The following is a 25,717-nucleotide window of genomic DNA, read 5'->3' as shown; positions in this document are numbered from 1 at the left end:
CGCGTCGCCGCCGTGCTCCCGACATCGCGCCGCCGATGCACAGTCTCGGAGACGATGTGTCGGGTATGGTGCACACTCTGGCGGCGGCCGTCCCGGTCTGCCGTCCTGGCCTGCGCTGATCGTGTCGCCCCCGTCTTCCCCCCCGGCAAGCTCGCCGTCACTGACCGAAGCCGAAATCGAAGGCGCCGCGGCGCCGCTGGTGCAGATCGCGCTGGACACGCCCGCCGACGACCGCTTCGACTATCTGAACGCCGATCTGGACGGCGGCCTCGTCCGTCCGGGCGAGGTCGTGGCCGTGCCGTTCGGCCGGCGCGAGATGGTGGGCGTCGCCATTGCGGGCACCGATCGCAGCGAGGTACCGGCCGACCGTCTGCGCCCGGTCTCGCAGCGGCTGGCGTGGCTGCCGCCGCTCAATGCGCACTGGCTGGCGCTGGCCGCCTTTGCGGCCGCCTATTACCACCGGCGGCTGGGCGAGGTGATCCTGCCCGCCTTGCCGCCCGGTTTGCGCGACGCGCAGACGTGGCCGCGGCTGGCGGCACGCGCGCGCACCGAGCGCTTCCGTCTGCGCGACGGCTGTGCCGAGGTGCTGCTGGCCACGGTGCCGCCGCGCGCGCGTTCGGTCGGCGCACTGGCAAAGGCGCTGATCGATGCCGCCTCGCAAGGGCAGTGGTTGACCCAGCAAGGCGCCCGCGCGCTCTGCACGGCCGCGCCGGCGCGCCTTGCGCAGTGGACGGAGGCAGGCTGGGTCGAGCGCGAGACGGTGGACCGGCCGCTGCTGACGGCCGCCGAGCCGCAGGAATCCACCGGGCAGGGCGAGCCGGGCGAACCGGGCAGTCCGGATGAACCGGCCAATACGGCGGCGGCATCGACAGCGCCCACACCGTCAGTCACCCCATCGCCAGCCACCCCATCGCCAGTCTCGCCGATCCCCGCGCTGCACCCGGAACAGCGCCAGGCCGTCGACGCCATCGCCGCCGCTACCGGCTTCGCGCCGTTTCTGCTGCACGGCGTGACCGGCAGCGGCAAGACCGAGGTCTACCTGCACGCGATCGCGGCAACGCTGGCCCGCGACCCGGCCGCGCAGGTGCTGATGCTGGTGCCGGAAATCAATCTGACGCCGCAGCTGCAGGCACGCATCGCGGCGCGCTTTCCGGCCGCGCCGCTGGCTGTGCTTCACAGCGGCATGGCCGACCAGGAGCGCACGCTGCACTGGCTGGCCGCGCATCGCGGCGAGGCGCGCATCGTGCTGGGCACGCGGATGGCAGTGATGGCGTCGCTGCCGGCGCTGGCGCTGATCGTCGTCGACGAGGAGCACGACACCTCGTACAAGCAGCAGGAAGGCCTGCGCTATTCGGCCCGCGACCTGGCGGTCTGGCGCGCCAAGCAACTCGCCATCCCGGTGGTGCTGGGCTCGGCCACGCCGTCGATGGAGTCCTGGTGGCGCGCCGAGCAGGGGGCCTACCGCAAGCTGGTACTGCGCGAGCGCGCGCAGGCGGAGGCGGTGCTGCCGACGGTGCGGCTGATCGATCTGAACCATGAGCGGCAGCGCCAGCGGCCGCTGTACGAGGGCCTGTCGGCGCCGCTGCTGCAGGCGATCGAGGCGCGCCTGGCCCGTGGCGAGCAGAGCCTGCTGTTCCTGAACCGGCGCGGCTACGCACCGGTGATCGCCTGCGACAGCTGCGGCTGGCTGTCCGGCTGTCCGCGCTGCTCGGCGTACCTGGTGCTGCATCGTCCCGAGCGCTGCCTGCGCTGTCATCACTGCGGCTTCGAGGCCCGCATCCCGCACCACTGCCCCGACTGCGGCAACGTCGACATCGCCCCGCTGGGCCGCGGCACGCAGCGGATTGAGGAGGCGCTGGCCGCGCGCTTCCCGCAGGCGCGGATCGCGCGCATCGACGCCGATTCGACGCGCCGCAAGGGCAGTGCGCAGGCAATGTTCGACGAGGTCCACGCCGGCGAGGTCGACATCCTGGTCGGTACCCAGATGATCGCCAAGGGCCACGACTTCCAGCGCGTGACGCTGGTCGGCATCGTCCATCCCGACGCGGCGATGTTCAGCCACGACTTCCGCGCGGCCGAGCACCTGTTCGCCTCGCTGATGCAGGTGTCGGGCCGTGCGGGGCGCGCCGGCCTGGCGGGCGAGGTGCTGATCCAGACCCGGTATCCGGACGCGCCCGCGCTGCAAGCTTTGGTACGGCACGACTACGACGGCTTCGCCGCCACGCAGCTGCGCGAACGCCGGCAGGCCGGGCTGCCGCCTTTCGTCCATCAGGTGCTGGTGACGGCCGAGCACGGCCAGTTGCAACGGGCGCTGGATTTCCTGCATGCCGCCCGCGACCGGGCCGACGGCATCGTCTTGGGCGCCGAGGTGCAACTGCACGATCCGGTCCCGATGTCGATGGTGCGCATCGCCAACCGAGAGCGTGCCCAGATGCTGCTCGAAAGCGGCTCCCGCATGGCGCTGCAACGCTTTGTCGGAGAGTGGACGCAAACTTTCGGCGAGGTTGGGGCCACCGTCAAAGGGGTGCGCTGGCAGTTGGAGATCGACCCGCTACGGATCTGAGGCAGGGTCCTGGAAGGCCCGGAGATCCGGACCGGCCGGATGCATGGTGCAACCACATGACATCGGCACATCTCGACGTGGTTGCACTAATGGGTGATACCAGGTTGCACCTTGGCTTTCTTCGAGGTTATGATCGCTCCAGTTTGCGTCACATCACGCGACTTCCGCACCGACCATTCCGGCCCGCATGACGCTGGCCGGGCACCGAGAGCGGCAAGCGCGTCCCTCGGAGATCTCCTCGCATGGCCACTACCACCCTCGGCGTCAAGCTCGACGACGCCTCCCGCGACCGCCTGAAGCGCGTCGCCCAGTCGATCGATCGGACGCCGCACTGGCTGATCAAGCAGGCGATCTTCTCCTACCTCGAGCAGATCGAGCGCGGACAGGCGCCGCACGAGATCAACGGCAGTGGCCAGCCCGAGAACGATGGCGCCGACACGCTGGAGGCGGTCGCCGGCGAGGGCGCGCCGCAGCCATTCCTCGAATTCGCCCAAAGCATCCAGCCCCAGTCGGTGCTGCGCGCCGCCATCACCTCCGCCTACCGCCGGCCCGAGACCGACTGCGTGCCGGTGCTGCTCGAGCAGGCCCGCTTGCCGCAGCAGCAGGCCGACGCCGCGCTGGCAATGGCCAGGAAGCTGGCCCTGAATCTGCGCCAGCAGAAGGTCGGCAGCGGCCGTGAAGGACTGGTGCAGGGGTTGATCCAGGAATTCTCGCTGTCGTCGCAGGAAGGCGTGGCGCTGATGTGCTTGGCCGAGGCGCTGCTGCGCATTCCCGACAAGGCCACGCGCGACGCGCTGATCCGCGACAAGATCAGCGGGGCCAACTGGCAGTCGCACCTGGGCCAGAGCCCGTCGCTGTTCGTCAACGCCGCGACCTGGGGCCTGCTGGTGACCGGCAAGCTGGTGTCGACCCACAACGAGGCGGGCCTGACCCGCGCACTGACCCGCATCATCGGCAAGGGCGGCGAGCCGCTGATCCGCAAGGGCGTCGACATGGCGATGCGGCTGATGGGCGAGCAGTTCGTCACCGGCGAGACCATTTCGGAAGCGCTGGCCAACGCGCGCAAGTACGAGGCCCAGGGCTTCCGCTATTCGTACGACATGCTGGGCGAGGCGGCGATGACCGAGGCCGACGCGCAGCGCTACCTGGCTTCCTACGAGCAGGCCATCCACGCGATCGGCCAGGCCTCGCGCGGCCGCGGCATCTACGAGGGCCCGGGCATCTCGATCAAGCTGTCGGCCCTGCATCCGCGCTACAGCCGCGCCCAGCACGAGCGCGTGCTCGGCGAGCTGTACGGGCGGCTCAAGTCGTTGACGCTGCTGGCCCGCCAGTACGACATCGGCATCAATATCGACGCCGAGGAAGCCGACCGGCTGGAGATCTCGCTGGACCTGCTGGAACGGCTCTGCTTCGAGCCCGAGCTGGCCGGCTGGAACGGCATCGGCTTCGTCGTGCAGGGCTACCAGAAGCGCTGTCCCTTCGTGATCGACTATCTGATCGATCTGGCGCGCCGCAGCCGTCATCGCCTGATGATCCGGCTGGTCAAGGGCGCCTACTGGGACAGCGAGATCAAGCGCGCCCAGGTCGACGGCCTGGAGGGCTATCCGGTCTACACGCGCAAGGTCTACACCGACGTGTCGTACCTCGCGTGCGCGCGCAAGCTGCTGTCGGTGCCCGACGCGATCTATCCGCAGTTCGCCACCCACAACGCGCACACGCTGGCCGCGATCTACCAGATCGCCGGCCATAGCTACTACCCCGGCCAGTATGAATTCCAGTGCCTGCACGGCATGGGCGAGCCGCTGTACGACCAGGTGGTCGGCCCGGTCGCCGAGGGCAAGCTGAACCGGCCGTGCCGGATCTACGCGCCGGTCGGCACGCACGAGACGCTGCTGGCCTATCTGGTGCGGCGCCTGCTGGAGAACGGCGCCAATACGTCCTTCGTCAACCGCATCGCCGACGACTCCGTCTCGCTGGACGAACTGGTGGCCGATCCGGTCGCGCAGGTCGAACGGATGCACAAGGAGGAGGGCACGCTGGGCCTGCCGCATCCGCGCATTCCGATGCCGCGCAGCCTGTACGGCAAGGCGCGCGCCAATTCGGCGGGCCTCGATCTGTCGAACGAGCATCGCCTGGCCTCGCTGTCGTCGGCGCTGCTGCATGGCGCGACCGAGCGCCTGAGCGCCGAGCCGATGCTGGGTGTCAGCGGCGCCGATGGCGTCGGCGGCGGCGAACCCGCGCCGGTGCTCAATCCTTCGGACCATCGCGATGTGGTCGGCCAGGTCACCGAGGCCAGCGCGGCCGATGTCGAGGCCGCGCTGCAGGCCGCGGTCAACGCCGCGCCGATCTGGCAGGCCACGCCGCCCGAGGTCCGCGCGGCCGCGCTGGAGCGCGCCGCCGATCTGATGGAAGCGCAGATGCAGGCGCTGATGGGCGTGATCATGCGCGAGGCCGGCAAGACCTTCTCGAACGCGATCGCGGAAGTACGCGAGGCGGTCGACTTCCTGCGCTACTACGCAGTGCAGGTGCGCGAGCATTTCTCGAACGACACGCACCGGCCGCTGGGACCGGTGGTCTGCATCAGCCCATGGAACTTCCCGCTGGCGATCTTCACCGGCCAGGTTGCCGCGGCGCTGGCTGCCGGCAACACGGTGCTGGCCAAGCCGGCCGAACAGACTCCGCTGATCGCGGCGCAGGCGGTACGCCTGCTGCGCGAGGCCGGCGTGCCGGCCGGCGCCGTGCAGTTGCTGCCAGGCCGCGGCGAGACCGTCGGCGCGGCGCTGGTCGGGGATGCGCGCGTCAAGGGCGTGATGTTCACCGGCTCGACCGAGGTCGCGCGGCTGCTGCAGCGCAACCTTGCCGGCCGCCTCGATGCCGCCGGCCGCCCGGTGCCGCTGATTGCCGAGACCGGCGGCCAGAACGCGATGATCGTCGACTCGTCGGCGCTGGCCGAACAGGTGGTCGCCGATGTCGTGACCTCGGCGTTCGATTCGGCCGGCCAGCGCTGCTCCGCGCTGCGCGTGCTGTGTCTGCAGGACGATGTCGCGGACCGCGTGCTGGAGATGCTCAAGGGCGCGATGGCCGAACTGACGATGGCCAACCCGGACCGGCTGTCGACCGATGTCGGCCCGGTGATCGACGAGGAGGCGCGCGCCGGCATCGTCAAGCATATCGAGGCGATGCGGGCCAAGGGCCGCCGCGTCCACCAGGCCGATCCGAACGCGGCGATGTCGGCCGCCTGCCGCCATGGCACCTTCGTGCCGCCGACGCTGATCGAGCTGAACCACATCGGCGAGCTGCAACGCGAGGTGTTCGGCCCGGTGCTGCACGTGGTGCGCTACCAACGTGCGCGCCTGGACGCGCTGCTCGACCAGATCAATGCCACCGGCTACGGTCTGACCATGGGCGTGCACACCCGCATCGACGAAACGATCGAACACATCGTCGCTCGCGCCCATGTCGGCAACCTCTACGTCAACCGCAATATCGTCGGCGCGGTGGTCGGCGTGCAGCCGTTCGGCGGCGAGGGCCTGTCGGGCACCGGTCCGAAGGCCGGCGGTCCGCTCTATCTGCACCGCCTGCTGTCGACCTGCCCGCAGGACGCATTCGTTGCCGTCGCCCTTGCCGCCGCCCGTCCCGCCGCGGCAGCCGACGCGCCGGCCGCGGAGCCGCGCGCGGTCCTGCGGCCCGAAGCCCAGGCCGCCTTCGACGCCTATCGCCAGTGGGCGGCGACGGCTGCCGCCATGCCGGAGCTGGCGCAGCAGTGCGAGCGCTTTGCCGCTGCCTCGACCTCGGGCATGACGGTGACGCTGCCGGGCCCGACCGGCGAGCGCAATACCTACACGCTGCTGCCGCGCGACACCGTGCTGTGCCTGGCGCCGAACGAGGCGGATCTGGCCACGCAACTGGCCGCGGTGCTGGCGGTCGGCGCCGGCGTGTTGTGGCAGGACGTCGAACCCGCGCGCACGCTGTATGCGCGCCTGCCGAAGGCAGTACAATCGCGCGTCCGCGTGGTTGCCGACTGGACCGCGGCCGACGTGGCCTTCGATGCGGTGCTGCATCACGGCGATTCGGACCAGCTGCGCGCGGTATGCGAACAGGTCGCGCAGCGGCCCGGACCGATCGTCGGCGTGCAGGGGCTGGGCCATGGCGACACCGGCATCGCGCTGGAGCGTCTGCTGATGGAGCGCTCGCTGTCGGTCAATACCGCGGCGGCCGGCGGCAACGCGAGCCTGATGACGATCGGCTGACCGCAACGACTGACCGCCCGACCCGGTCGGACGTATCGGTCCGACGCCCGGGTTGGGCGCCAGACAGGCGCAGGTGCGGCGGCGATCCCGCCCTCGCTGTGCCACCAAAGAAGGCGTGGTCCGCAGGGGTGGGCCGAACGCTTCCAACAGTGCAGTGAACCGGCCTACAGGCTACCCAAGGAGAACGGATGAACACGACCTTCCACAAGACGGCGCTGACCGTCGCACTGACGATCGCCGGCCTGACCGCGGCGTCCGCCGCGTTCGCGCAGGCGCAGGAGATCAAGCTCGGCTTTGCCGCGCCGATGACCGGCGGCCAGGCGCAGTACGGCAAGGACATGCAGAACGGCGTGGTGCTGGCGATCGAGCAGATGAACGCCACCAAGCCGAAGATCGGCGGCAAGGAAGTCAAGTTCGTGCTGCTGTCCGAGGACGACCAGGCCGATCCGAAGACCGGTTCGGTGGTCGCGCAGAAGCTGGTCGACAACGGCATCCAGGGCATGCTGGGCCATTTCAACTCCGGCACCAGCATCCCGGCATCGATGGTCTACAACCGCGCCGGCATCGCGCAGATCGCGATGGCGACCGCGCCGGAATACACCCGCCAGGGCTTCAAGACCACCTTCCGCATGATGACCTCGGACACCCAGCAGGGTTCGGTGATCGGCAACTTCGTGGTCAAGAAGCTCGGCGCCAGGAACATCGCCATCGTCGATGACCGCACCGCGTACGGCCAGGGCCTGGCCGACGAGTTCGAGAAGGCCGCCAAGGCCGCCGGCGGCAAGATCGTGCGCCGCGAGTACACCAACGACAAGGCCGTGGACTTCAAGGCCGTGCTGACCAACATCAAGCGCAGCAACCCGGACATCATCTTCTTCGGCGGCGCCGAGACGCAGTCCGCGCCGATGGCCAAGCAGATCAAGGAACTGGGCCTGAAGGCACCGCTGGTGTCGGGCGAGATGTCCAAGACCGACAACTTCCTGAAGCTGGCCGGTCCGGCCGCCGAAGGCACGGTGGTGTCGCTGGCCGGCCTGCCGCTGGAGCAGATGCCGGGCGGTGCCAAGTATGCGCAGGCCTACGAGAAGCGCTTCGGCAGCAAGGTGCAGACCTACTCGCCGTACGCCTACGACGGCGCCACCGCGCTGATGACCGCGATGATCAAGGCCGGCTCTGCCGATCCGGCGCGCTATCTGCCGGTGCTGGCGGCGACCAACATGCCGGGCGTCACCACCAAGACCTTGGCCTACGACGCGCGCGGCGACCTGAAGGACGGCGGCATCACCGTCTACAAGGTCGTCGGTGGCAAGTGGACCGTGCTGGAAACGCTGGGCGGCAAGTAAGCCTCGTTCCCGCGGCGCCCCACGTCGCGTCGCGCCCGCGCGGGCGGGAACCCAGCGTCTTCGACAAGTCCTGGGTCCCCGTCTGCGGCGACGATCGGATTGCCCCGGATCGTCCCGGAACCCTCAGCAGACTCACGCCACCTTCCGGTGGCGTTTTCTTTTGGGCGCCGTGCTCGCCCAGGGCTCTTCCGCGCGCTTCCGCGGCCTTGCCTCGCCGGTGGCGCATAATCGCGGTCTTGCCGTTTCCTCGCTATCCCAGTTGTCTCTCTTTGCCCATCACCCTGAAGGAGTACCCGTGTCCGCGCAGCCAGTCAGCTACGACCACGCCATCGAGCTCGCCACGCAGGAGCGCTACGACGAAGCGCTGGCGGTGATCGACGCGTTGGCGCGCCAGCGGCCCGAGGTCGTCGATTACGAGGCGCTGCGCGCCCGGCTGCTGTTCGACAAGGGCGAGCCCGAGCAGGCGCTGGCCGCGCTCGACGCGGCACTGGCCCGGCTGCCCGAGCTGCCGCTGCAGTCGGCGCACCGCTGGGCCTCGCGCGGTGTGCTCGCGCATCGCTACGGCATGCTGCTGATGAACCAGCAGCGCTTTGCCGAGGCGCTGCCCTGGCTGGAGGAAGCAGCGCGGCGCAATGGGCTGGCGACCGGCGAATGGAGCGCGCAGTTGCATGCGGGACTCGCGCATTACCGGCTGGGCCAGTTCGCCGAGGCCGGCCGCTATTGGTACGACCTGCTGTATCGCGCGCCGGATCTGGGCGCGCACGACATCCTGGCGCTGGCTGCCGACCACGTGCAGGGCGCCGAGGCCGAGGGCCGGCGTGCCGAGCCGATGCTGCGGCTGTGCCTGGCCCGCATCGGCCTGGACAATGCCGATCTGCTGGAGATGAGCGAGGAGCAGGGCGACGCGCTGGCCGCGCAGCAGGCGCAGATGGTGCTGGCCGAAGAGCCGGATCACCCGCATGCGCGACGCATCCTCGCGCCGCTGCGGCTGCGGTCCGGAGATCTGGCCGGCGCGCGTGAGGATCTGGCGGTCTACCAGCGCCAGGTGCCGGACCCGAAGGCGCAGGTACGCGAACTCGAGTGGCGCCATCAGGGCGGCGAGGCCGAGCCCTGGCGCGATTTCGCTTTGACCGAGGCGGCCACCGACGCGCATGGCTATTACCTTGCCGGTCTCGCGCTGGCGGACTTCATCGAGCGCGTACCCGCTGCCGCGGACACGTTGCGGCCGCAGCTGCTGCGCGCGTGGCAGACGGGCCTGGCCCGCTTCGAACAGTATTTCGCCACCGGCGAGGGCGGTTACGACGACGCCGATCCGCATATCTATTCGCTGCTGTGCGACCGCCTGGCGCGCCGCCTCGACCTGGACGATCCGGCGCAGCGCGACGAACGCATCGCGTTGCACGAGAAGGGCATCGCGGCCAGCGATTTCATCGAGCACTGGCTCGATCTGCTGGCCTGCCACGATGCGGCCGGGCGCCATCAGCGCGTCGTTGAAATTGCCGGCGAGGTGCTGAACCGCTATCCGCTGGATCGCCATGCGGGCCACGTGACCTGGGTGTTCAGCCGGCTGATCCATGCCTGGAAGGCGATCGGCGGCAACGACGCGATCGCCGCGGCGCGTGCCGCAATCGCGCATATGGAAGCGCGGCTGGACGCGCTGCCGGTCGAGGAGCGCAGCGAGGCCGCGCTGTCGATGGCGCATGCGCGCACGCATTTCGCCACGCTGCTGGCGAACTCGGCCGGCTCGATGGAAGCGCGCGAGCGCGCGCTGGCACTGGACGAGATCGAGGCCTTGCAGGCGCGCGCGGTGGCCATCGAGGATGCCTGGGTCTACGACGCATTCGGCCGCATCTGGCGGGGACTGGCCGACAACGAACGCGCCTTGCCGCTGTTCGAGCGCGCCATCGCGCTGACCGACGGCGATGCCGAGGACCAGGCCGCGGCACGCCTGCAGCGCGGGCTGATCCGGCTCGACGCCGAGCAGTACGCGCAGGCGTTGACCGACTTCCATGCCGCCTTCGCGGTGCGCGACGACTGGGACGCCGACGTGCATCTGCACGCCGCGCAGGCCGCGCTGGGCCTGGCCCGGCGCGAGGAGGCCCGCGCACTGTTCCTGCAGGCCCGCGCGCGCGGCGCCGCGCAGGGACGCACGCGCGCGTTGTACGCGAAGGTCGAAAACGCACTGAAGGCGACACGGCCCGCCTGGAAAATCTGGGGCGTGTAAGCCGGACCTGCAGGCGGTGAGGTCAGCGGAGAAGCGATCCGAAAGAACGTTGGCAGAAACCTCAGCAAAACTCGTGCCTTGTCGGACAAACCCGGACACGGGTTCAAAGGCCCTTCCGTTAGGATGTCACCCATGAATGGATTGAGCCAACTATTTCCGACCTGGCCGCTCGCTCCCAGCGGGCTGTTCTGGGTCGGCCTCGCGCTGGTAGGCGCGGGCCTTGCCGGCGAAGTGTGCCGGATGTATCTGAGATTGCCGCGTATCGTCGGTTATGCCGCCACCGGTCTGTTGGCCGGCACGCTGGGGCGGCCCATCGTCGACCAGACGATGATTGCGCAGACCCGCATCCTGATCGACATGGCGCTGGCGCTCGCGCTGTTCGAGCTTGGGCATCGGCTGTCGCTGGTCTGGCTGCGCGCCAATCGCTGGCTGCTGTTTACCAGCGCCTCCGAGTCTCTGCTGACCTGGGGCCTGGTCACCGCGGTGCTGCAATGGATCGGCGTAAGCCCGACCGTCGCGATCCTGGCGGGCGGCATCGCGGTCAGCACGTCGCCGTCGATCGTGCTGCAGTTGAAGAACGAGTTGCGCGCGGAAGGCCAGGTCACCGAACGACTGATGGCGATGACCGCGCTCAACAGCATGTATGCGGCCGTGATCGTGCAGCTGGCGACTGGCTGGCTGCACTCGGAATACGGCAATCTCGGCGCCGCGCTGCTGCATCCGCTGTATCTGCTGGTCGGCTCCTGCCTGCTGGCGTGGCTGGTAGGCAAGCTGAGCCAGGCAGTCTATGCGCGGATGCCGGCCGACGACCAATACAGCTTTCTGGTGCTGGTCGGCATCGTGCTGTTCACGCTGGCGCTGACACGGCTGCTGAAGCTGTCGATGCCGCTGACGCTGCTGCTGGCCGGCGTCGTGTTCAAGCATCAGGACAATCAGCCGCGCGTGTGGCCCGCGCATTTTGGCAGCGCCGGTACGCTGCTGATCATCGTGATGGTGGTGTCGCTTGGCTTGCCGGTGACCGTGCGCGACTGGTCCATCGCCGGCGTCGCCGCGATCGTGCTGGTGCTGCTGCGGCATCTGGCCAAGCTGGGCGGCGTGGTGTCGCTGGGTTCGTTCTCGGGCCTGAGCCTCAGGCAGTGCGTGGCACTCGGCGTGGCGTTGGGGCCGATGTCGGGTCTGGCTTACCTGTTGATGAGCGATGTGGCGCGGCTCTATCCTGAAACCGGGGAAATGCTCAACGCGATCGTGCTGTGCGCGCTGGCGATCGAGCAGATCGCGGCGCCGGTGCTGGCCGCATGGGCACTTCGCTATGCCGGCGAGGTCAGAGGCAATGGAGGAGGGCGCTGATGTCACTCGAACCGTTCAAGCAATCCGAGGCGCTGACCTTCGGCGTCGAGCTGGAAATGCAGCTGGTCAATCGCCATGACTACGATCTGGCACCGTTCGCGCCCGACCTGCTGAGGTTGCTGAAGGGCGCCCAGCATGCCGGCGATATCAAGCCGGAGATCAGTCCATCGATGATCGAGATCAGCACCGGAATCTGCCACGACTACGCGCAGGCGCTGTCCGAGCTGACGACGATGCGCGACCTGATGGTCGAGGCCTCGCATTCGCTGAATCTGGGCATCTGCGGCGGCGGCACGCATCCGTTCCAGCAGTGGGCCGATCGGACGATCTCCGACTCGCCGCGCTACCAGTACATCTCCGAGCTGTACGGCTACCTGGCCAAGCAATTCACGGTGTTCGGCCAGCATGTGCATATCGGTTGCCCGACCGCCGACGATTCGCTGTTCCTGCTGCACGCGATTGGCCGCTACGTACCGCATTTCATCGCGCTTGCCGCGTCGTCGCCGTATGTGCAGGGCGTCGATACCGGCTTCGCTTCCGCGCGGCTGAATTCGGTCGCGGCCTTCCCGATGAGCGGCCGCGCGCCGTTCATGCTGACCTGGGACGCCTTCACCGCGTACTTCGAGAAGATGCGCAAGACGGGCGTGATCGAGAGCATGAAGGACTTCTACTGGGATATCCGTCCCAAGCCGGAGTTCGGCACCATCGAAGTCCGCGTCATGGACACGCCGCTGACGGTTGCGCGCGCCTGCGATATCGCGGCCTATATCCAGGCGCTGGCGCGTTATCTGCTGCTGTCGCGGCCGTTCGTGCCCCAGGAGGACGACTACCTGGTCTATACCTTCAATCGCTTCCAGGCCTGCCGCTTCGGGCTCGACGGCGAGTACGTGCATCCGAACGAACTGACGCGGATGCCGATCGCCGACCATATCCTGTCGATCTGCGACGTGCTGGTGCCGCATGCCGAAGCGCTCGGATCGCTGGAGGCGCTGGCCAATATCCGCATGCTGGCTGCCAGCCGCCGTGGCGACGCCGAGTGGGCGCGGCAGGTCGATGCCGATACGCGCAGCCTGCGCGAGGCGGTGCGGCAGAGCTGCGACCGCTGGGCCGGCTGAGACAGTCCTCGCGCCGCGCCGCTGGGCCCGGCCTTGACCGGCGCGGCGATCAGACCCCGTGCGGGATGTTGTCGCCGTCGCCGAGGCCGAGCCGCTGATTGGCCGGCACGGCGACCGCCAGCAGCTTCGGTGGCGGCAGGTTCAGCCCTTTCATCATCTCGATGAATTCTTCACGCGTGCGGCCGCACAGCCGGCTATTGGTGGCCCGCTCGTGCCCGATTGTCGAATGGGTGCGGCCCTTGTAGTCATGAGCCGGATACACCAGCGTGTCGTCGGGCAGCGCAAACAGCTTGTGCGTCAGACTGTCGTACAGCGTGCCGGCGTCGCCCGATTGAAAGTCCGTGCGCCCGCAGCCATCGATCAACAACGCATCGCCGGTAAAGACGCGACGCACCACACCGCCGTCCGGCTGCGGCTCTTCCCACAGATAGCTCATGCTGCCGGCCGTATGGCCCGGGGTATGGATCGCGCGCAGCGCCTGCGTGCCGAACGCGATGGTGTCGCCGTCGATCAACTGCTTCAGCGCCGGCCGGATCTCGCAGCCCGACGGCGCAGCGGTATGCGCGCCGGTGCGTTGTGCGACATGTCCTGCCGAGGTGATGTGGTCCGCGTGCGCGTGGGTTTCGATGACCCAGGCCAGGCGTACCCCGGTCTGCTGCACCAGCGCCAGATCGCGTTCGAGCTGACGGTCGACCGGATCGATCAGCACGGCATCGCGCGTCGCGGCATCGATCAGCAAATACGTGTAGGTGCAGGACTCGGGGTCGAACAGTTGATGGAAGGTTTGCATCTGCGGGAATACTGACAATCGGTCGCCAGGGTTCAGGCTTCAAATACGTCGGCGAGGTGTTGGGCGCTGAGCAACCTTTCTCCCCAGGCTTGCAATTGTTCGGCCGAGGCGCCGTTCAATCGTGTTTCCAGCTCGGCCGGCAGAGGGCCGAACCGTTTGGCAAGCATGTTTCGCAGCATCATGGCCTGGCCTTGCTGCAGACCTTCCTGCCGGCCCTCCTGCAGGCCTTCCAGTCGGCCTTCTTGCAGGCCTTCCAGTCTGTAGTTGGCCTTCCACCGTGCGATATTCGTCGACAGCGACATTTCAGCCTCCATCAGGTTGTGTACATTCGTGAAATCCAGACCGGCATGGCGATGCGGTGAGCCTACATCCTTCAGCCAGCGTACGAAAGTGTTCGACAGGACCGGGTTGTCGGCGACGCGCCGCCTGAGCCAGCGGACCGTATCGAGCAACGCTTCCTCGCTGGTCGCGTTCTCGAAGCGGAACACGGCGGCGACCAGATTGTCGAGTCTGGGCTCACGCATCGCAGTTGCGGTGCCTGGAGAATGCCGCGCCGCGGGGACGCGGGATTCCACAAAAGTGCGTGCTACTTTAGTGTTCGAACAGCAGACCCACGTCAGCACTCGACGATATTGACCGCGAGCCCGCCGCGCGCCGTTTCCTTGTATTTGGTCTTCATGTCGGCGCCGGTTTCGCGCATGGTCTTGATCACCGAATCGAGCGAGACATAGTGATTGCCGTCGCCGCGCAGCGCCATGCGCGCCGCGTTGACGGCCTTGACCGAGGCCATCGCATTGCGCTCGATGCAGGGAATCTGCACCAGCCCGCCGACCGGATCACAGGTCAGGCCGAGGTTGTGTTCCATGCCGATCTCCGCGGCATTCTCGACCTGTTCCGGCGTGCCGCCAAGCACCGCGGCCAGCGCGCCAGCGGCCATCGAACACGCGACGCCGACCTCGCCCTGGCAGCCGACTTCGGCCCCGGAGATCGACGCGTTCAGCTTGTACAGCAGTCCGATCGCGCCGGCCGTCAGCAGGAAGTCGATCACGCCGCGCTCGTTCGCACCGGGTACGAAGCGGTCGTAGTAATGCAGCACGGCCGGGATGATGCCCGCCGCGCCGTTGGTCGGCGCAGTCACCACGCGGCCGCCGGCCGCATTTTCCTCGTTGACGGCCATCGCATAGAGATTGACCCAGTCCATCACCGACAGCGGGTCCGACAGCGTCCGTTCGGCGCGCTCGGTCAGATTGCGGTACAGCTCGGGCGCACGCCGCTTGACCTTGAACGGGCCGGGCAGCTCGCCATCGGTGCGGCAGCCGCGCGCGACGCAGGCCTGCATGACCTGCCAGATATGCAGCAGGCCCGCGCGCACATCGGCTTCGCTGCGCCACGTGCATTCGTTCTCGAGCATCAGCTGCGCAATCGACTTGCCGGTGCTGCTCGCCATGTCGAGCATCGCGCGGCCGCTGCGAAAGGGATGCGGCAATTGCCGGTCGGCTTCGAGCACCTGCGTGTTGGCGGCGCCGGCGCTGACGACGAAGCCGCCGCCGACCGACAGATAGCGGCCCTCGCGCAGCGTCGCGCCGGCGGCATCGAAGGCATGGAATTTCATGCCATTCGGATGCTCGGCCAGTGCTTCGCGCCGGTAGAACGCGATGTGTTCCTTCTCGACGAAGGGGATCGGATGCTTGCCGAGCAGGTCCAGCGTGCGCGAAGCGCGCAGCGCAGCCAGCCTGGCGTCGATGGTGTCGGGATCGATGGTGTCCGGCGCCTCGCCGAGCAGGCCGAGGATCACGCCCTTGTCGGTGCCGTGCCCCTTGCCGGTTGCGCCGAGCGAGCCGTACAGTTCGACCCGCACGCTAGCCACGCGCGGCAGCAGCCCGTCGCGCTCCAGCGCATGCGCAAACATGCCGGCCGCACGCATCGGTCCCACCGTATGCGAGCTCGATGGTCCGATGCCGACCTTGAACAGGTCGAAAACGCTGACAGCCACGTTGGTCTCCTATCGTTTGCGGCGGTGTGCAGGCCCGCGCGGCGGCCCGCCCTCCGGCTGGACCGGAACGGGCCGGAGCTAGACCGGCCGATCGTCCTCGGGTCGCTCCCACAGGGAGACGCCGGGGCCGGGCGGTTCCTCCGGCAGTTCCTTGCGCTTGAGCACGCTGATCGCGCCGTCGTTCTCGAGGATTGCGATATAGACGTCGTCCAGGCTCGCGCATCCCTCGCGCCGCAGTACCTTCATCAGGTCGTCGCTGGTCAGCCGCGCGCCGTGCATGACCTCGTCGATCACCTTGCCATGGCGGATCAGCAGTTGCGGATGGCCCTCGACCGCGTACTCGAACTTGCGGCTGCGCCAACTGAGCCAGCTGACCAGCACGTTGATGCCGATCAGCGTCGCGGCGAGGATCAGGCCCGCGGACACCGACTTGTCATCGCCGACCATGGCGTTCTGCACGCCCTCGGACAGGATCAGCAGCAGGATCAGATCGAATGGTGTCATCTGTCCGATCTGCCGCTTGCCACCCAAGCGCATCATGATCAGCAGGGCGAAATAAACGATCAGCCCTCGGACAATGAATTCCCACCACGGCGCGCTCATTTGCCACATCGACAGTCTCCTTACCGATGATGGTTCCGGCCCGGAGGCCGGAACCAGAAAGGCCGCACGCCGTCCAGCGTGCGCGCGGCAACAAGCCGCCGTGCGAGATGCAGCAGGAAGCGTGCCCGCTTACTCCTCGTACGCGCTCATCGGCACGCAGGAGCAGAACAGGTTGCGATCGCCGTAGACGTTGTCGGCCCGGCCGACCGGCGGCCAGTACTTCTGCGTCCGCAGCGAGGCGACCGGATAGGCGGCTTCCTCACGCGTGTACTTGTGGTTCCACTCGTTGGCGGTGATGACCGCCGCGGTGTGAGGCGCGTTCTTCAGCGGGTTGTCCTCGCGGTCGAAGCTGCCGTCCTCGACGCGCGCGATTTCCTTGCGGATTGCGATCATCGCGTCGATGAAGCGGTCCAGCTCGTGCAGCGCCTCGCTCTCGGTCGGCTCGATCATCAGCGTGCCCGGGACCGGGAAGCTCATCGTCGGCGCATGGAAGCCATAGTCCATCAGCCGCTTGGCGACATCCTCGTTGCTGATGCCGGTCGCCTTCTGGATCGGGCGCAGGTCGAGAATGCACTCGTGCGCGATATGGCCGTTGCCGCCGGTGTACAGCACCGGGTAGTAGTCCGACAGCCGCTTGGCGACATAGTTGGCCGCCAGGATCGCGTTCTCGGTGGCGGCGGTCAGTCCGCGCGCGCCCATCATCGCGATATACATCCACGAGATCGGCAGGATGCTGGCCGAGCCGTAGGGCGCGGCCGAGATCGCGCCGATGCCGTCTTCCGCGCGGCGATAGCCGCTGCTGGCGTGGTTGGGCAGGAACGGCGCCAGATGCGCGCCGACCGCGACCGGACCGACGCCCGGGCCGCCGCCGCCGTGCGGAATGCAGAAGGTCTTGTGCAGGTTCAGGTGGGACACGTCGCCGCCGAACTGCCCCGGCGCCGCGGTGCCGACCATCGCGTTCATGTTCGCGCCGTCGACGTAGACCTGGCCGCCATGGCTGTGGACGATCTCGCAGATGCGCTGCACGCCTTCCTCGAACACGCCGTGCGTGGACGGGTAGGTGATCATGATCGCGGCCAGGTTCTTGCTGTGCTGCGCGGCCTTCTTCTCCAGATCGGCCAGGTCGACGTTGCCGTCCTCGTCGCAGGCCACGACCACCACCTGCATGCCGGCCATCTGCGCGGAGGCCGGATTGGTGCCGTGCGCCGACGACGGGATCAGGCAGATATTGCGGTGGCTCTCGCCGCGGCTCGCATGGTAGGCGTGGATGATCTGCAGGCCCGCGTATTCGCCCTGCGAGCCGGCGTTGGGCTGCAGGCTGACGGCGGCATAGCCGGTGGCCGCGCACAGCATCGCCTCGAGCTGGGCGATCATCTCGCGGTAGCCGACGGTCTGGTCGTCCGGCGCGAACGGATGGATGCTCGAGAACTCCGGCCAGGTGACCGGAATCATCTCGCTGGTCGCGTTGAGCTTCATCGTGCAGGAGCCCAGCGGGATCATCGTGCGGTCGAGCGCCAGATCCTTGTCGGCCAGCATGCGCAGATAGCGCAGCATCTCGTGCTCGGCGTGGTGCGTGTTGAAGACCGGATGGGTCAGATAGGCGCTCTGGCGCGACAGCGCCGCCGGATAGCCATCATCGGCCGCGGCTTCCAGTGCGTCGAAGGCCGGCACCGGCTTGCCCTGCGCGAAGATCTCCCACAGCGCGACCACATCGTCGCGGGTCGTGGTCTCGTCCAGCGAGATGCCGACGTGCGTGGCGCCGGCGCGGCGCAGATTGATGCGGCGCGCGGCGGCAGCGGCGTGGATCGCCTCGGTGGCGGCGCCGGTCTCGATCGTCAGCGTGTCGAAGAAGGTCTGGTTGGTGCGTGCGTAGCCCAGCGCCTGCAGGCCGCCGGCCAGCGTCGCGGTCAGCCGATGCACGCGCTGTGCGATGCGCTTCAGGCCCTGCGGCCCGTGGTAGACCGCGTACATCGACGCCATGACCGCCAGCAGCACCTGCGCGGTACAGATGTTCGAGGTCGCCTTTTCGCGGCGGATATGCTGCTCGCGCGTCTGCAGCGCGAGCCGGTAGGCCTTGTTGCCCTGCGCGTCGACGGTGACGCCGACCAGGCGGCCCGGCATCGAACGCTTGTAGGCGTCCTTGACGGCCATATAGCCGGCATGCGGGCCGCCGAAGCCCAGCGGCACACCGAAGCGCTGCGAATTGCCGACCGCCACGTCGGCGCCCCATTCGCCCGGCGCGCTCAAGAGCGTCAGCGCCAGCAGGTCGGCGGCGGCGACCACCAGGCCGCCGGCCGCGTGCACCGCATCGGCGATCGCGCGGTAGTCCGCCACGTCGCCGTTGACGCCCGGGTATTGCAGCAGCACGCCGAACGCGTGCGCCTGCGCCGCGTCGGCGGCGGGGCCGACCTTGACCTCGATACCAAGCGGCAGCGCGCGCGTACGCACCACTTCGATGGTCTGCGGCAGCACGTCGTCGGCCACGTAGAACGTATTGGACGCGTGCTTGTTCACGCGCTGCAGCAGCGTCATCGCCTCGGCCGCGGCGGTGCCTTCGTCGAGCATCGACGCGTTGGCGATATCGAGGCCGGTCAGGTCGGTGATCATCTGCTGGAAGTTCAGCATCGCCTCCAGGCGGCCCTGCGAGATCTCGGGCTGGTACGGCGTGTAGGCGGTGTACCAGGCCGGGTTCTCGAAGATATTGCGCAGGATCACGCCCGGCGTCAGCGTGTTGTAGTAGCCCTGGCCGATGAAGCTCTTGAACACCTTGTTCTTGCCGGCGATGCCGCGCAGCTTGGCCAGCGCGGCTTCCTCGCTCAGCGGCTCGGTGAATTCGCCCAGCGGCATGCCGTCGCGGCGGCGGATCGCGGCCGGGATGATGGCGTCCATCAGCGCGGCGCGGCTGTCGTAGCCCAGCACCTTCAGCATGTGCTGCTGTTCGGCGGCGTCGGGACCGATATGGCGGTGGGAGAAGGCGTCGCGAGCTTCGAGTTCGGCCAGCGAAGGGCGAGCGGATTGAGCGGCGTTCATGGGCAGGGGAGCGTTCATGGCAAGTGACTCGGAGAGGCGGGCCGGGACATGGTGGTCAGCCATGCCCTGGCGCCACGGGCGGGGCGCCGGCTCAGGCGCCGACGCTGGCCTTGTAGGCGTCGGCCGTCATCAGGCCGTTGACGTCGTCGCCGTTGGCCGGCTTGATCTTGAACAGCCAGGCATCGAAGGCGTTGGCGTTGACGCTCTCGGGCGCATCCTTGACGGCGTCGTTGACGGCGACCACTTCGCCGGCCACCGGCGCGTAGATGTCCGACGCGGCCTTGACCGATTCGACCACGGCCAGCGCGTCACCGGCGCCGACCGTCTTGCCGACCTCGGGCAGCTCGAGGAAGACGATGTCGCCGAGCGCATCCTGTGCGTGATCGGTGATGCCGATCGTCAGTGTGCCGTCGGTTTCGACGCGCACCCATTCGTGCGACTCGGTGTACTTCAGGTCAGCGGGGAAATTCATCGAGATTCTCCAATTTCAGATTCTTGTGTCGCGCCGCCGCGTGCCGTCGGAATGAAAGGGGCCGCGGGGCGCAGCGTGACCGGGTGGACGATGTCCGCAGTGAGCCGTCAGCTCACGAGTGCCTTGCCATTGCGCACAAACGGCAGTTTAACCACAGTCGCAGTCAGTTTGCGGTCGCGGATCAGCACCTGGACTTCGCTGCCGAGCGCCACATCCTTGGGCAGGCGCGCGAAGGCGATCGATTGGGACAGGGTGGGGCTGAAGGTGCCAGAGGTGATCTCGCCCTCGCCGGCGGCGGTCAGCACGGTCTGGTGCGCGCGCAGCACACCGCCCTTGTCGCGCAGGATCAGGCCGGCGAACTGCTGGCGCTGGCCGTTGGCCAGCAGCGCGGCCTTGCCGACGAAATCGCGCTCGCTCTGCAGATCGACGGTCCAGGCCAGGCCGGCGTCGAGCGGCGAGGTATGGATGTCCATGTCCTGGCCGTACAGGTTCATGCCGGCTTCGAGCCGCAGCGTGTCGCGCGCGCCGAGCCCGGCGGGACGCACGCCGGCGGCATGCAGCTTTTCCCAGACCGCGGCGACGTTGTCGGCGGGCACCACCAGCTCGAAGCCGTCCTCGCCGGTGTAGCCGGTGCGGGCCACCATGATTTCGCCGATCGCGGCGTCTTCGACGACCATCGCGTTGAACGGCTTGAGCGCTTCGCTGGGCTGGGTCGACGGGAACGCGGCCCACACCTTGGCGCGCGCGTTCGGGCCCTGCACGGCGACGATGGCCAGCGGCGCGGCGTGATCGGAGGCGTTGTCGGTGCGACGGGGAGTAATGGTCACGCCGGCGCCGGTGTCGGCATTGCGCTGGCGGATCCAGTCGATATCGCCGGTCGCGGTGCTGGCGTTGACGACCAGGCGGAAGCGGTCCTCGGCGAAGAAATAGACGATCAGGTCGTCGATCACGCCGCCGTTCGGGTCGAGCATGCAGGAGTACAGCGCCTTGCCGGGGGTTTGCAGCTTGTCGACGTTGTTGGCGAGCAGCCCGCGCAGGAAGGCGCGGGTATTGGGGCCGGCGAGGTCGACGACGCACATGTGCGAAACGTCGAACATGCCCGCATCGCTGCGCACCGCATGGTGTTCCTCGATCTGGGAGCCGTAGTTGACCGGCATGTCCCAACCGCCGAAATCGACCATGCGGGCGCCGAGGGCGCGGTGGATGGCGTTGAGCGGGGTGGCCTGGAGCGTCATGGATTCCTCGGAGCGTGGCATCGTTCGGTCCGGCGCGCGCGGCGCGCCAAACAAAAAAGGGTCATCCGTCGCGCGGCTCGGTTGAACCGTCGCGACGGATGACCCCCTCTGTCCTCGATACCTGAGAGATTACGGCGGGCCTTGCTGTCCTTGCGACAGGCTGGCCACGCTGTGCGCCCCTTCGGTGGACACGCTCATCATTCAATTGATGAATGGCGGGTGTCGCTCTCCAGAGTTCGGCATACATCGTGTGCATGCTGCATGCCGATCCGCCCGGTCCATGGTGCCTGAGAGTTTTCGGGTGATTCCCCTTCGGCGGCGCGAGTGAAAAGCACGTTGCACTAAGCAGGTCGCGCGCTCTCCCGGACGGATGGCGCGACTCTAACCGCAGGCTTGGCGGCTGTCAACGCGAGAGCGGCGCCGCCGAGGAGACCGTCCAGGGGCGGCGGCGAGCGCCGGCCGCCGTGTTAACATCGCCCGCTTCGACCCGTTCGGCCCTTCCGCGGCGCTTCTACAGTTCGGCGGTTGGCCCGCACGGATCGCACCCTCGGCCCGCATCCCTCGCGATGCCGGCGCCGCCTCCCGCTGTACCCGATTTCCGATCCCCGACCGATGACCCACGGACTGAACGCCGCCCAATCCGAAGCCGTCCGCTATCTGGACGGGCCCTGCCTGGTGCTCGCCGGCGCGGGTTCGGGCAAGACCCGTGTGATCACGCAGAAGATCGCGCATCTGATCGAGGACAAGGGCTTCGAGCCCCGCCACATCGCCGCGGTGACCTTCACCAACAAGGCCGCCAAGGAAATGCAGGAGCGGATCGCCAAGCTGATGGAGGGCAAGACCCGGGACGGCAAGCGCATCCCGCTGCGCCAGCTGACCGTCTGTACCTTCCACTCGCTGGGCGTGCAGATCCTGCGCGCCGAGGCCGAGCACCTGGGCCTGAAGCCGCAGTTCTCGATCATGGACGCCGATGACTGCTTCGGCCTGATCCAGGAGCAGTTGGCGACCACCGACAAGAAGCTGATCCGCAGCGTGCAGAGCACGATCTCGCTGTGGAAGAACGGCATGGTCGATCCCGAGACCGCGATCGCCGAGGCCGCCGACGCCGACCAGCACCAGGCCGCGCTGATCTACCGCAACTACGTCGCCACGCTGGCGGCGTACCAGGCGGTCGACTTCGACGACCTGATCCGGCTGCCCGCCGAGCTGTTCGCACGCGACGAAACCGTGCGGCTCAAGTGGCAGAACCGGCTGCGCTACTTCCTCGTCGACGAATACCAGGACACCAACGCCTGCCAGTATCAGCTGCTGAAGCTGCTGGCCGGCGGCTCGCATCTGCGTGCGCCCGCCTTCACCGCGGTCGGCGACGACGACCAGGCGATCTACGGCTGGCGCGGCGCCACGCTGGACAATCTGCGCCTGCTGCAGACCGACTTCCCGAACCTGAAGGTCATCAAGCTCGAGCAGAACTATCGCTCCACGGTGCGCATCCTGCAGGCTGCCAATGCGGTGATCGCCAACAACCCCAAGCTGTTCGACAAGACGCTGTGGAGCGAGCACGGCATGGGGGACCCGATCACCGTGACGCCGATGAACGACGAGGAGCACGAGGCCGAGTCGGTGGTGTTCAAGCTGTCGGCGCACAAGTTCGAGCGGCGCGCGCAGTTCCGCGACTACGCGATCCTCTATCGCGGCAACCATCAGGCGCGCCTGTTCGAACAGATCCTGCGCCGCGAGCGCATTCCCTATGTGCTGTCAGGCGGGCAGAGCTTCTTCGACAAGGCCGAGATCAAGGACATCTGCGCCTATCTGCGGCTGATCGCCAATCCCGACGACGATCCCGCCTTCATCCGCGCGGTCACCACGCCGCGGCGCGGGGTCGGCAATACCACGCTGGAGGTGCTGGGCACCTTCGCCGGCCAGGCCAAGGTCTCGCTGTTCGAGGCGGCGATGATGGGCGGCATCGAAGGCAAGCTGCAGCCGCGCCAGCTGGAGCCGCTGCGCACCTTCTGCGAGGCGATGGTGCGGCTGGCCGACCGTGCCGCGCGCGATCCGGCCACCGAGGTGCTCGACGACCTGATGGAAGGCATCCACTACGAAGCCTATCTGTACGACACCTTCGACGAGCGCCAGGCCCAGGCCAAATGGACCAATACGCTGGAATTCCTCGACTGGCTCAAGCGCAAGGGCACCAAGCCGGAGGCCGCGGACGGCGAGGCGACGGGCTTCGACACCGCCGACGGCTTCGGCGACGAAGGCAAGAACCTGCTCGAGCTGACCCAGACCGTCGCGCTGATGAGCATGCTCGAAGGCCGCGAGGAAGATCCCGACGCGGTGCGGCTGTCGACGCTGCATGCGTCCAAGGGCCTCGAATACCCGCATGTGTTCCTGGTCGGCGTGGAGGAGGGCATCCTGCCGCATTGCCGCGAGGACGAGGACCTGAGCGACGAGAAGATCGAGGAGGAGCGCCGCCTGATGTATGTCGGCATCACGCGCGCGCAGCGCAGCCTCCATATCAGCTGGTGCAAGAAGCGCAAGCGCGCGCGCGACACCTACTCGTGCCAGCCGTCGCGCTTCATCGGGGAGATGAAGCTCGAGGAAGCCCCGGCACCGAAGAACGAGACGCCGGCGATGAGCCCGAAGGACCGGCTGGCGGGACTGAAGGCGCTGCTCGGCAACAAGGCCGCGGCCGGCTGAAGCGCAGCGCCGGGTACGCGCGGCCTTTCGTATCAGTGCCGATACAAAGCAGCCAAGGGCCTGCAACATCGGGCTGCTACAGTGGCGGATCGCCGAGGCCGCTCGGCGCCGCGGCATACCGCTTCTTCCCTTCCTCCTCGATGGACCTGAGTCTTCCCGATGCCGCGCCCGCGGCAATCCGCCTGCTGATCGTCGATGACGACGCGCAAATCCGCACGATGCTTGCCGACTACCTGTCGACCTTCGGCATCGCTGCGGACGGCGTCGAAGGCGGCGCCGCCATGCGGGCCGCGCTGGCCGCCCAAGCCTACGACCTGGTGATCCTCGACCTGTCGCTGCCGGGCGAGAACGGCCTGGCGCTGTGCCGCGAACTGCGGGAGCAGGGCGATCTGCCAGTGATCATGCTGACCGCGCGGGCGGAGCTGGCCGATCGCGTGGTCGGCCTGGAGGTCGGGGCCGACGACTACGTCACCAAGCCCTTCGAAATGCGTGAATTGGTGGCCCGCATCCATACCGTGCTGCGGCGCAGCCGCGCCGGCGAGCGCGGCATGCGGGCCGGCCCTTCGGCGGCAGCGGCTCGCGCCCGGGTCGAACTGCGCTTCGGCGACTGGCGCCTGCACACGGTGCTGCGCCAGCTGGTCGACCGCGACGATACCGTGGTGCCGCTGTCGAACGCGGAATTCCGGCTGCTGCTGGCCTTTCTTGACCATCCGCAGCAGATCCTCGATCGCGAACGGCTGATCCAGTTGGCGCGCGGCCGCGAACTGGATCTGTTCGATCGCAGCATCGACCTGCTGGTGTCGCGGCTGCGGCAGAAGCTGCGCGAGGACCCGCGCGAGCCCGGACTGATCCGCACGGTTCGCGGCGAGGGCTACGTCTTTACCGCCAGCGTGCAGGGCTGAGCCAGTGGCGGCGCGTCGCTTCGACACGATGTTCGTGCGCCTGTTCGTCGCGATGGCGGCGATCATGGTTGCGGTGCATATCCTCGGCGTGACCGTGGTGGAAAGCGTGTTTCCGCGGCACGGTCCCCGGCACGGCAGCCACGCCGTCGGTGGTACCGCCAACCGGCCCGCCGCACCGGCGCACGAGGGCCAGCGTCCGCCGCCGGGCCCACCGCGTCCGCCAGGCCCGCCCGGTCCGGCCAGGCCACCGCCATTCGGCATGCTGTTCCAGTTCGCCGCGATCGTGGCCGCCTCCTGGGTGGGTGCGCGCGTGCTGGCGCGCCCGGTGCAGCAGCTCGCGCGCGGCGCCGGCAGGCTGACCCAGGACGTCCACGCGCCACCGCTCGACGAACAGGGCGGACCGAACGAGGCGCGCGAGGCCGCGCGCGCCTTCAATCGCATGCAGCAACGGATCCAGACCCAGCTGGCGCAGCAGGCTCGCTTCCTGGCCGCGGTCTCGCACGATCTGCGCACGCCGCTGACGCGGATGGCCTTGCGCATCGAGCAGCTCCACGATGCCGACACGAGCCGGCGGCTGCGTCAGGACCTCGCCGAGATGAACGCGCTGATCGATGCGACGCTCGGCTATCTGCGCGAGCGCGAAGGCGCCGTCGGCCCGCGCCAGCGCGTCGACATCGCCGCGCTGGTGCAGGCCGTCGTCGACGATGCGATGGAACTGGGCCAGCAGGTCTCATGCAGCGGCTCGGCCCAGCCGCTGGCAGTCTATCCGGCCGAGCTGCGCCGCGCGCTGGTCAATCTGATCGAGAACGCGCACCGCTATGGCGGCGGCGCCCGCGTGGCGCTGACCGATGCGCCGGACAAGGTCGTCATCGATGTGGACGACGATGGCCCCGGCATTCCGCCGGACGAACTGGGGCGCGTGATGGAGCCGTTCTACCGCATCGAGTCGTCGCGCAGCAGGGCCACCGGCGGCGTCGGCATGGGCCTGGCCATCGCCGCCGACGCGGTGGCGCGCCATGGCGGCGAACTGATGCTGGAGAACCGGCCGGAAGGCGGTCTGCGGGCGAGGGTGACGCTGCCGCGGGAGTAAGGTGGGTCTGCCGCAGCGGCGTTTGGCTGCAGCAAAGCCACGCCGAAGGCCCCGCGCCAGATACGA

Annotated in this window: 16 protein-coding genes and 2 riboswitches; of the genes, 9 read left to right on the top strand and 7 right to left on the bottom strand. The window is 68.3% G+C overall.

The annotated features are described in order from the left end of the window. The first annotated feature begins 160 nt into the window (after positions 1 to 160). From FOB47_RS24835 to FOB47_RS24810, 6 genes are all read left to right on the top strand, one after another. Positions 161 to 2,563 (top strand): primosomal protein N', encoded by a 2,403-nt coding sequence (locus tag FOB47_RS24835; RefSeq protein WP_244959492.1) that lies wholly within the window; start codon positions 161 to 163, stop codon positions 2,561 to 2,563. Between the two features lie 242 nt (positions 2,564 to 2,805). Further along, positions 2,806 to 6,813 carry a trifunctional transcriptional regulator/proline dehydrogenase/L-glutamate gamma-semialdehyde dehydrogenase gene (putA, locus tag FOB47_RS24830; RefSeq protein ID WP_174782298.1) on the top strand — a complete coding sequence of 1,336 codons (4,008 nt, stop codon included), beginning with the start codon at positions 2,806 to 2,808 and terminating at the stop codon, positions 6,811 to 6,813. A gap of 188 nt (positions 6,814 to 7,001) precedes the next feature. Continuing rightward, positions 7,002 to 8,153, top strand: a complete 1,152-nt coding sequence (locus tag FOB47_RS24825; protein ID WP_053822835.1) for a branched-chain amino acid ABC transporter substrate-binding protein — start codon at positions 7,002 to 7,004, stop codon at positions 8,151 to 8,153. A 295-nt stretch (positions 8,154 to 8,448) separates the two neighbouring features. Next, on the top strand, positions 8,449 to 10,377 hold the full coding sequence (locus FOB47_RS24820; protein WP_174782297.1) for a tetratricopeptide repeat protein: 1,929 nt from the start codon (positions 8,449 to 8,451) through the stop codon (positions 10,375 to 10,377). Between the two features lie 123 nt (positions 10,378 to 10,500). Continuing rightward, complete coding sequence (locus FOB47_RS24815; RefSeq protein ID WP_064574726.1) at positions 10,501 to 11,724, top strand: cation:proton antiporter; 1,224 nt, start codon at positions 10,501 to 10,503, stop codon at positions 11,722 to 11,724. Continuing rightward, positions 11,724 to 12,839: a YbdK family carboxylate-amine ligase gene (locus tag FOB47_RS24810; protein WP_053822833.1), complete on the top strand. Its 1,116-nt coding sequence runs from the start codon at positions 11,724 to 11,726 to the stop codon at positions 12,837 to 12,839. The genes FOB47_RS24815 and FOB47_RS24810 overlap by 1 nt, the downstream gene beginning before the upstream one ends. A 49-nt stretch (positions 12,840 to 12,888) precedes the next feature. Here the strand turns inward: FOB47_RS24810 and FOB47_RS24805 are convergent, their stop codons facing one another. From FOB47_RS24805 to gcvT, 7 genes are all read right to left on the bottom strand, one after another. Beyond that, positions 12,889 to 13,629 carry an MBL fold metallo-hydrolase gene (locus tag FOB47_RS24805; protein WP_053822832.1) on the bottom strand — a complete coding sequence of 247 codons (741 nt, stop codon included), beginning with the start codon at positions 13,627 to 13,629 and terminating at the stop codon, positions 12,889 to 12,891. A gap of 32 nt (positions 13,630 to 13,661) precedes the next feature. After that, on the bottom strand, positions 13,662 to 14,153 hold the full coding sequence (locus FOB47_RS24800) for a DUF4351 domain-containing protein (RefSeq protein WP_174782296.1): 492 nt from the start codon (positions 14,151 to 14,153) through the stop codon (positions 13,662 to 13,664). 92 nt (positions 14,154 to 14,245) lie between these two features. Beyond that, a complete protein-coding gene (locus FOB47_RS24795) occupies positions 14,246 to 15,622 on the bottom strand; it encodes an L-serine ammonia-lyase (protein WP_174782295.1) in 1,377 nt (458 codons plus the stop codon). A 78-nt stretch (positions 15,623 to 15,700) separates the two neighbouring features. Next, positions 15,701 to 16,234 carry a DUF421 domain-containing protein gene (locus FOB47_RS24790; RefSeq protein WP_174782294.1) on the bottom strand — a complete coding sequence of 178 codons (534 nt, stop codon included), beginning with the start codon at positions 16,232 to 16,234 and terminating at the stop codon, positions 15,701 to 15,703. Positions 16,235 to 16,354: 120 nt separating this feature from the next. Then, positions 16,355 to 19,273, bottom strand: a complete 2,919-nt coding sequence (gcvP, locus tag FOB47_RS24785) for an aminomethyl-transferring glycine dehydrogenase (protein WP_174782293.1) — start codon at positions 19,271 to 19,273, stop codon at positions 16,355 to 16,357. A 73-nt stretch (positions 19,274 to 19,346) separates the two neighbouring features. Then, a complete protein-coding gene (gene gcvH, locus FOB47_RS24780) occupies positions 19,347 to 19,727 on the bottom strand; it encodes a glycine cleavage system protein GcvH (RefSeq protein WP_006576219.1) in 381 nt (126 codons plus the stop codon). Positions 19,728 to 19,834: 107 nt separating this feature from the next. Continuing rightward, positions 19,835 to 20,962, bottom strand: coding sequence for a glycine cleavage system aminomethyltransferase GcvT (gene gcvT, locus FOB47_RS24775; protein ID WP_151022886.1), 1,128 nt, complete (start codon positions 20,960 to 20,962; stop codon positions 19,835 to 19,837). Between the two features lie 98 nt (positions 20,963 to 21,060). Beyond that, positions 21,061 to 21,205, bottom strand: a riboswitch (glycine riboswitch). A gap of 21 nt (positions 21,206 to 21,226) precedes the next feature. Beyond that, positions 21,227 to 21,337, bottom strand: a riboswitch (glycine riboswitch). 237 nt (positions 21,338 to 21,574) lie between these two features. Between gcvT and FOB47_RS24770 the strand changes: the two genes are divergently transcribed. The 3 genes from FOB47_RS24770 (at position 21,575) to FOB47_RS24760 (ending at position 25,651) form a co-directional block, all read left to right on the top strand. After that, complete coding sequence (locus FOB47_RS24770) at positions 21,575 to 23,659, top strand: UvrD-helicase domain-containing protein (protein ID WP_174782292.1); 2,085 nt, start codon at positions 21,575 to 21,577, stop codon at positions 23,657 to 23,659. Between the two features lie 140 nt (positions 23,660 to 23,799). Beyond that, positions 23,800 to 24,561, top strand: coding sequence for a response regulator (locus tag FOB47_RS24765; RefSeq protein ID WP_174782291.1), 762 nt, complete (start codon positions 23,800 to 23,802; stop codon positions 24,559 to 24,561). A 4-nt stretch (positions 24,562 to 24,565) separates the two neighbouring features. Then, positions 24,566 to 25,651, top strand: a complete 1,086-nt coding sequence (locus tag FOB47_RS24760) for an ATP-binding protein (RefSeq protein ID WP_338031316.1) — start codon at positions 24,566 to 24,568, stop codon at positions 25,649 to 25,651. The last annotated feature ends 66 nt before the right edge of the window (positions 25,652 to 25,717 follow it).

The organism is Cupriavidus gilardii, assembly GCF_013347325.1.
Taxonomy (GTDB): Bacteria; Pseudomonadota; Gammaproteobacteria; order Burkholderiales; family Burkholderiaceae; genus Cupriavidus; species Cupriavidus gilardii.
The sequence above is the reverse complement of the archived record's forward strand: the minus strand, read 5'-3'. Positions and strand labels throughout refer to the sequence as shown.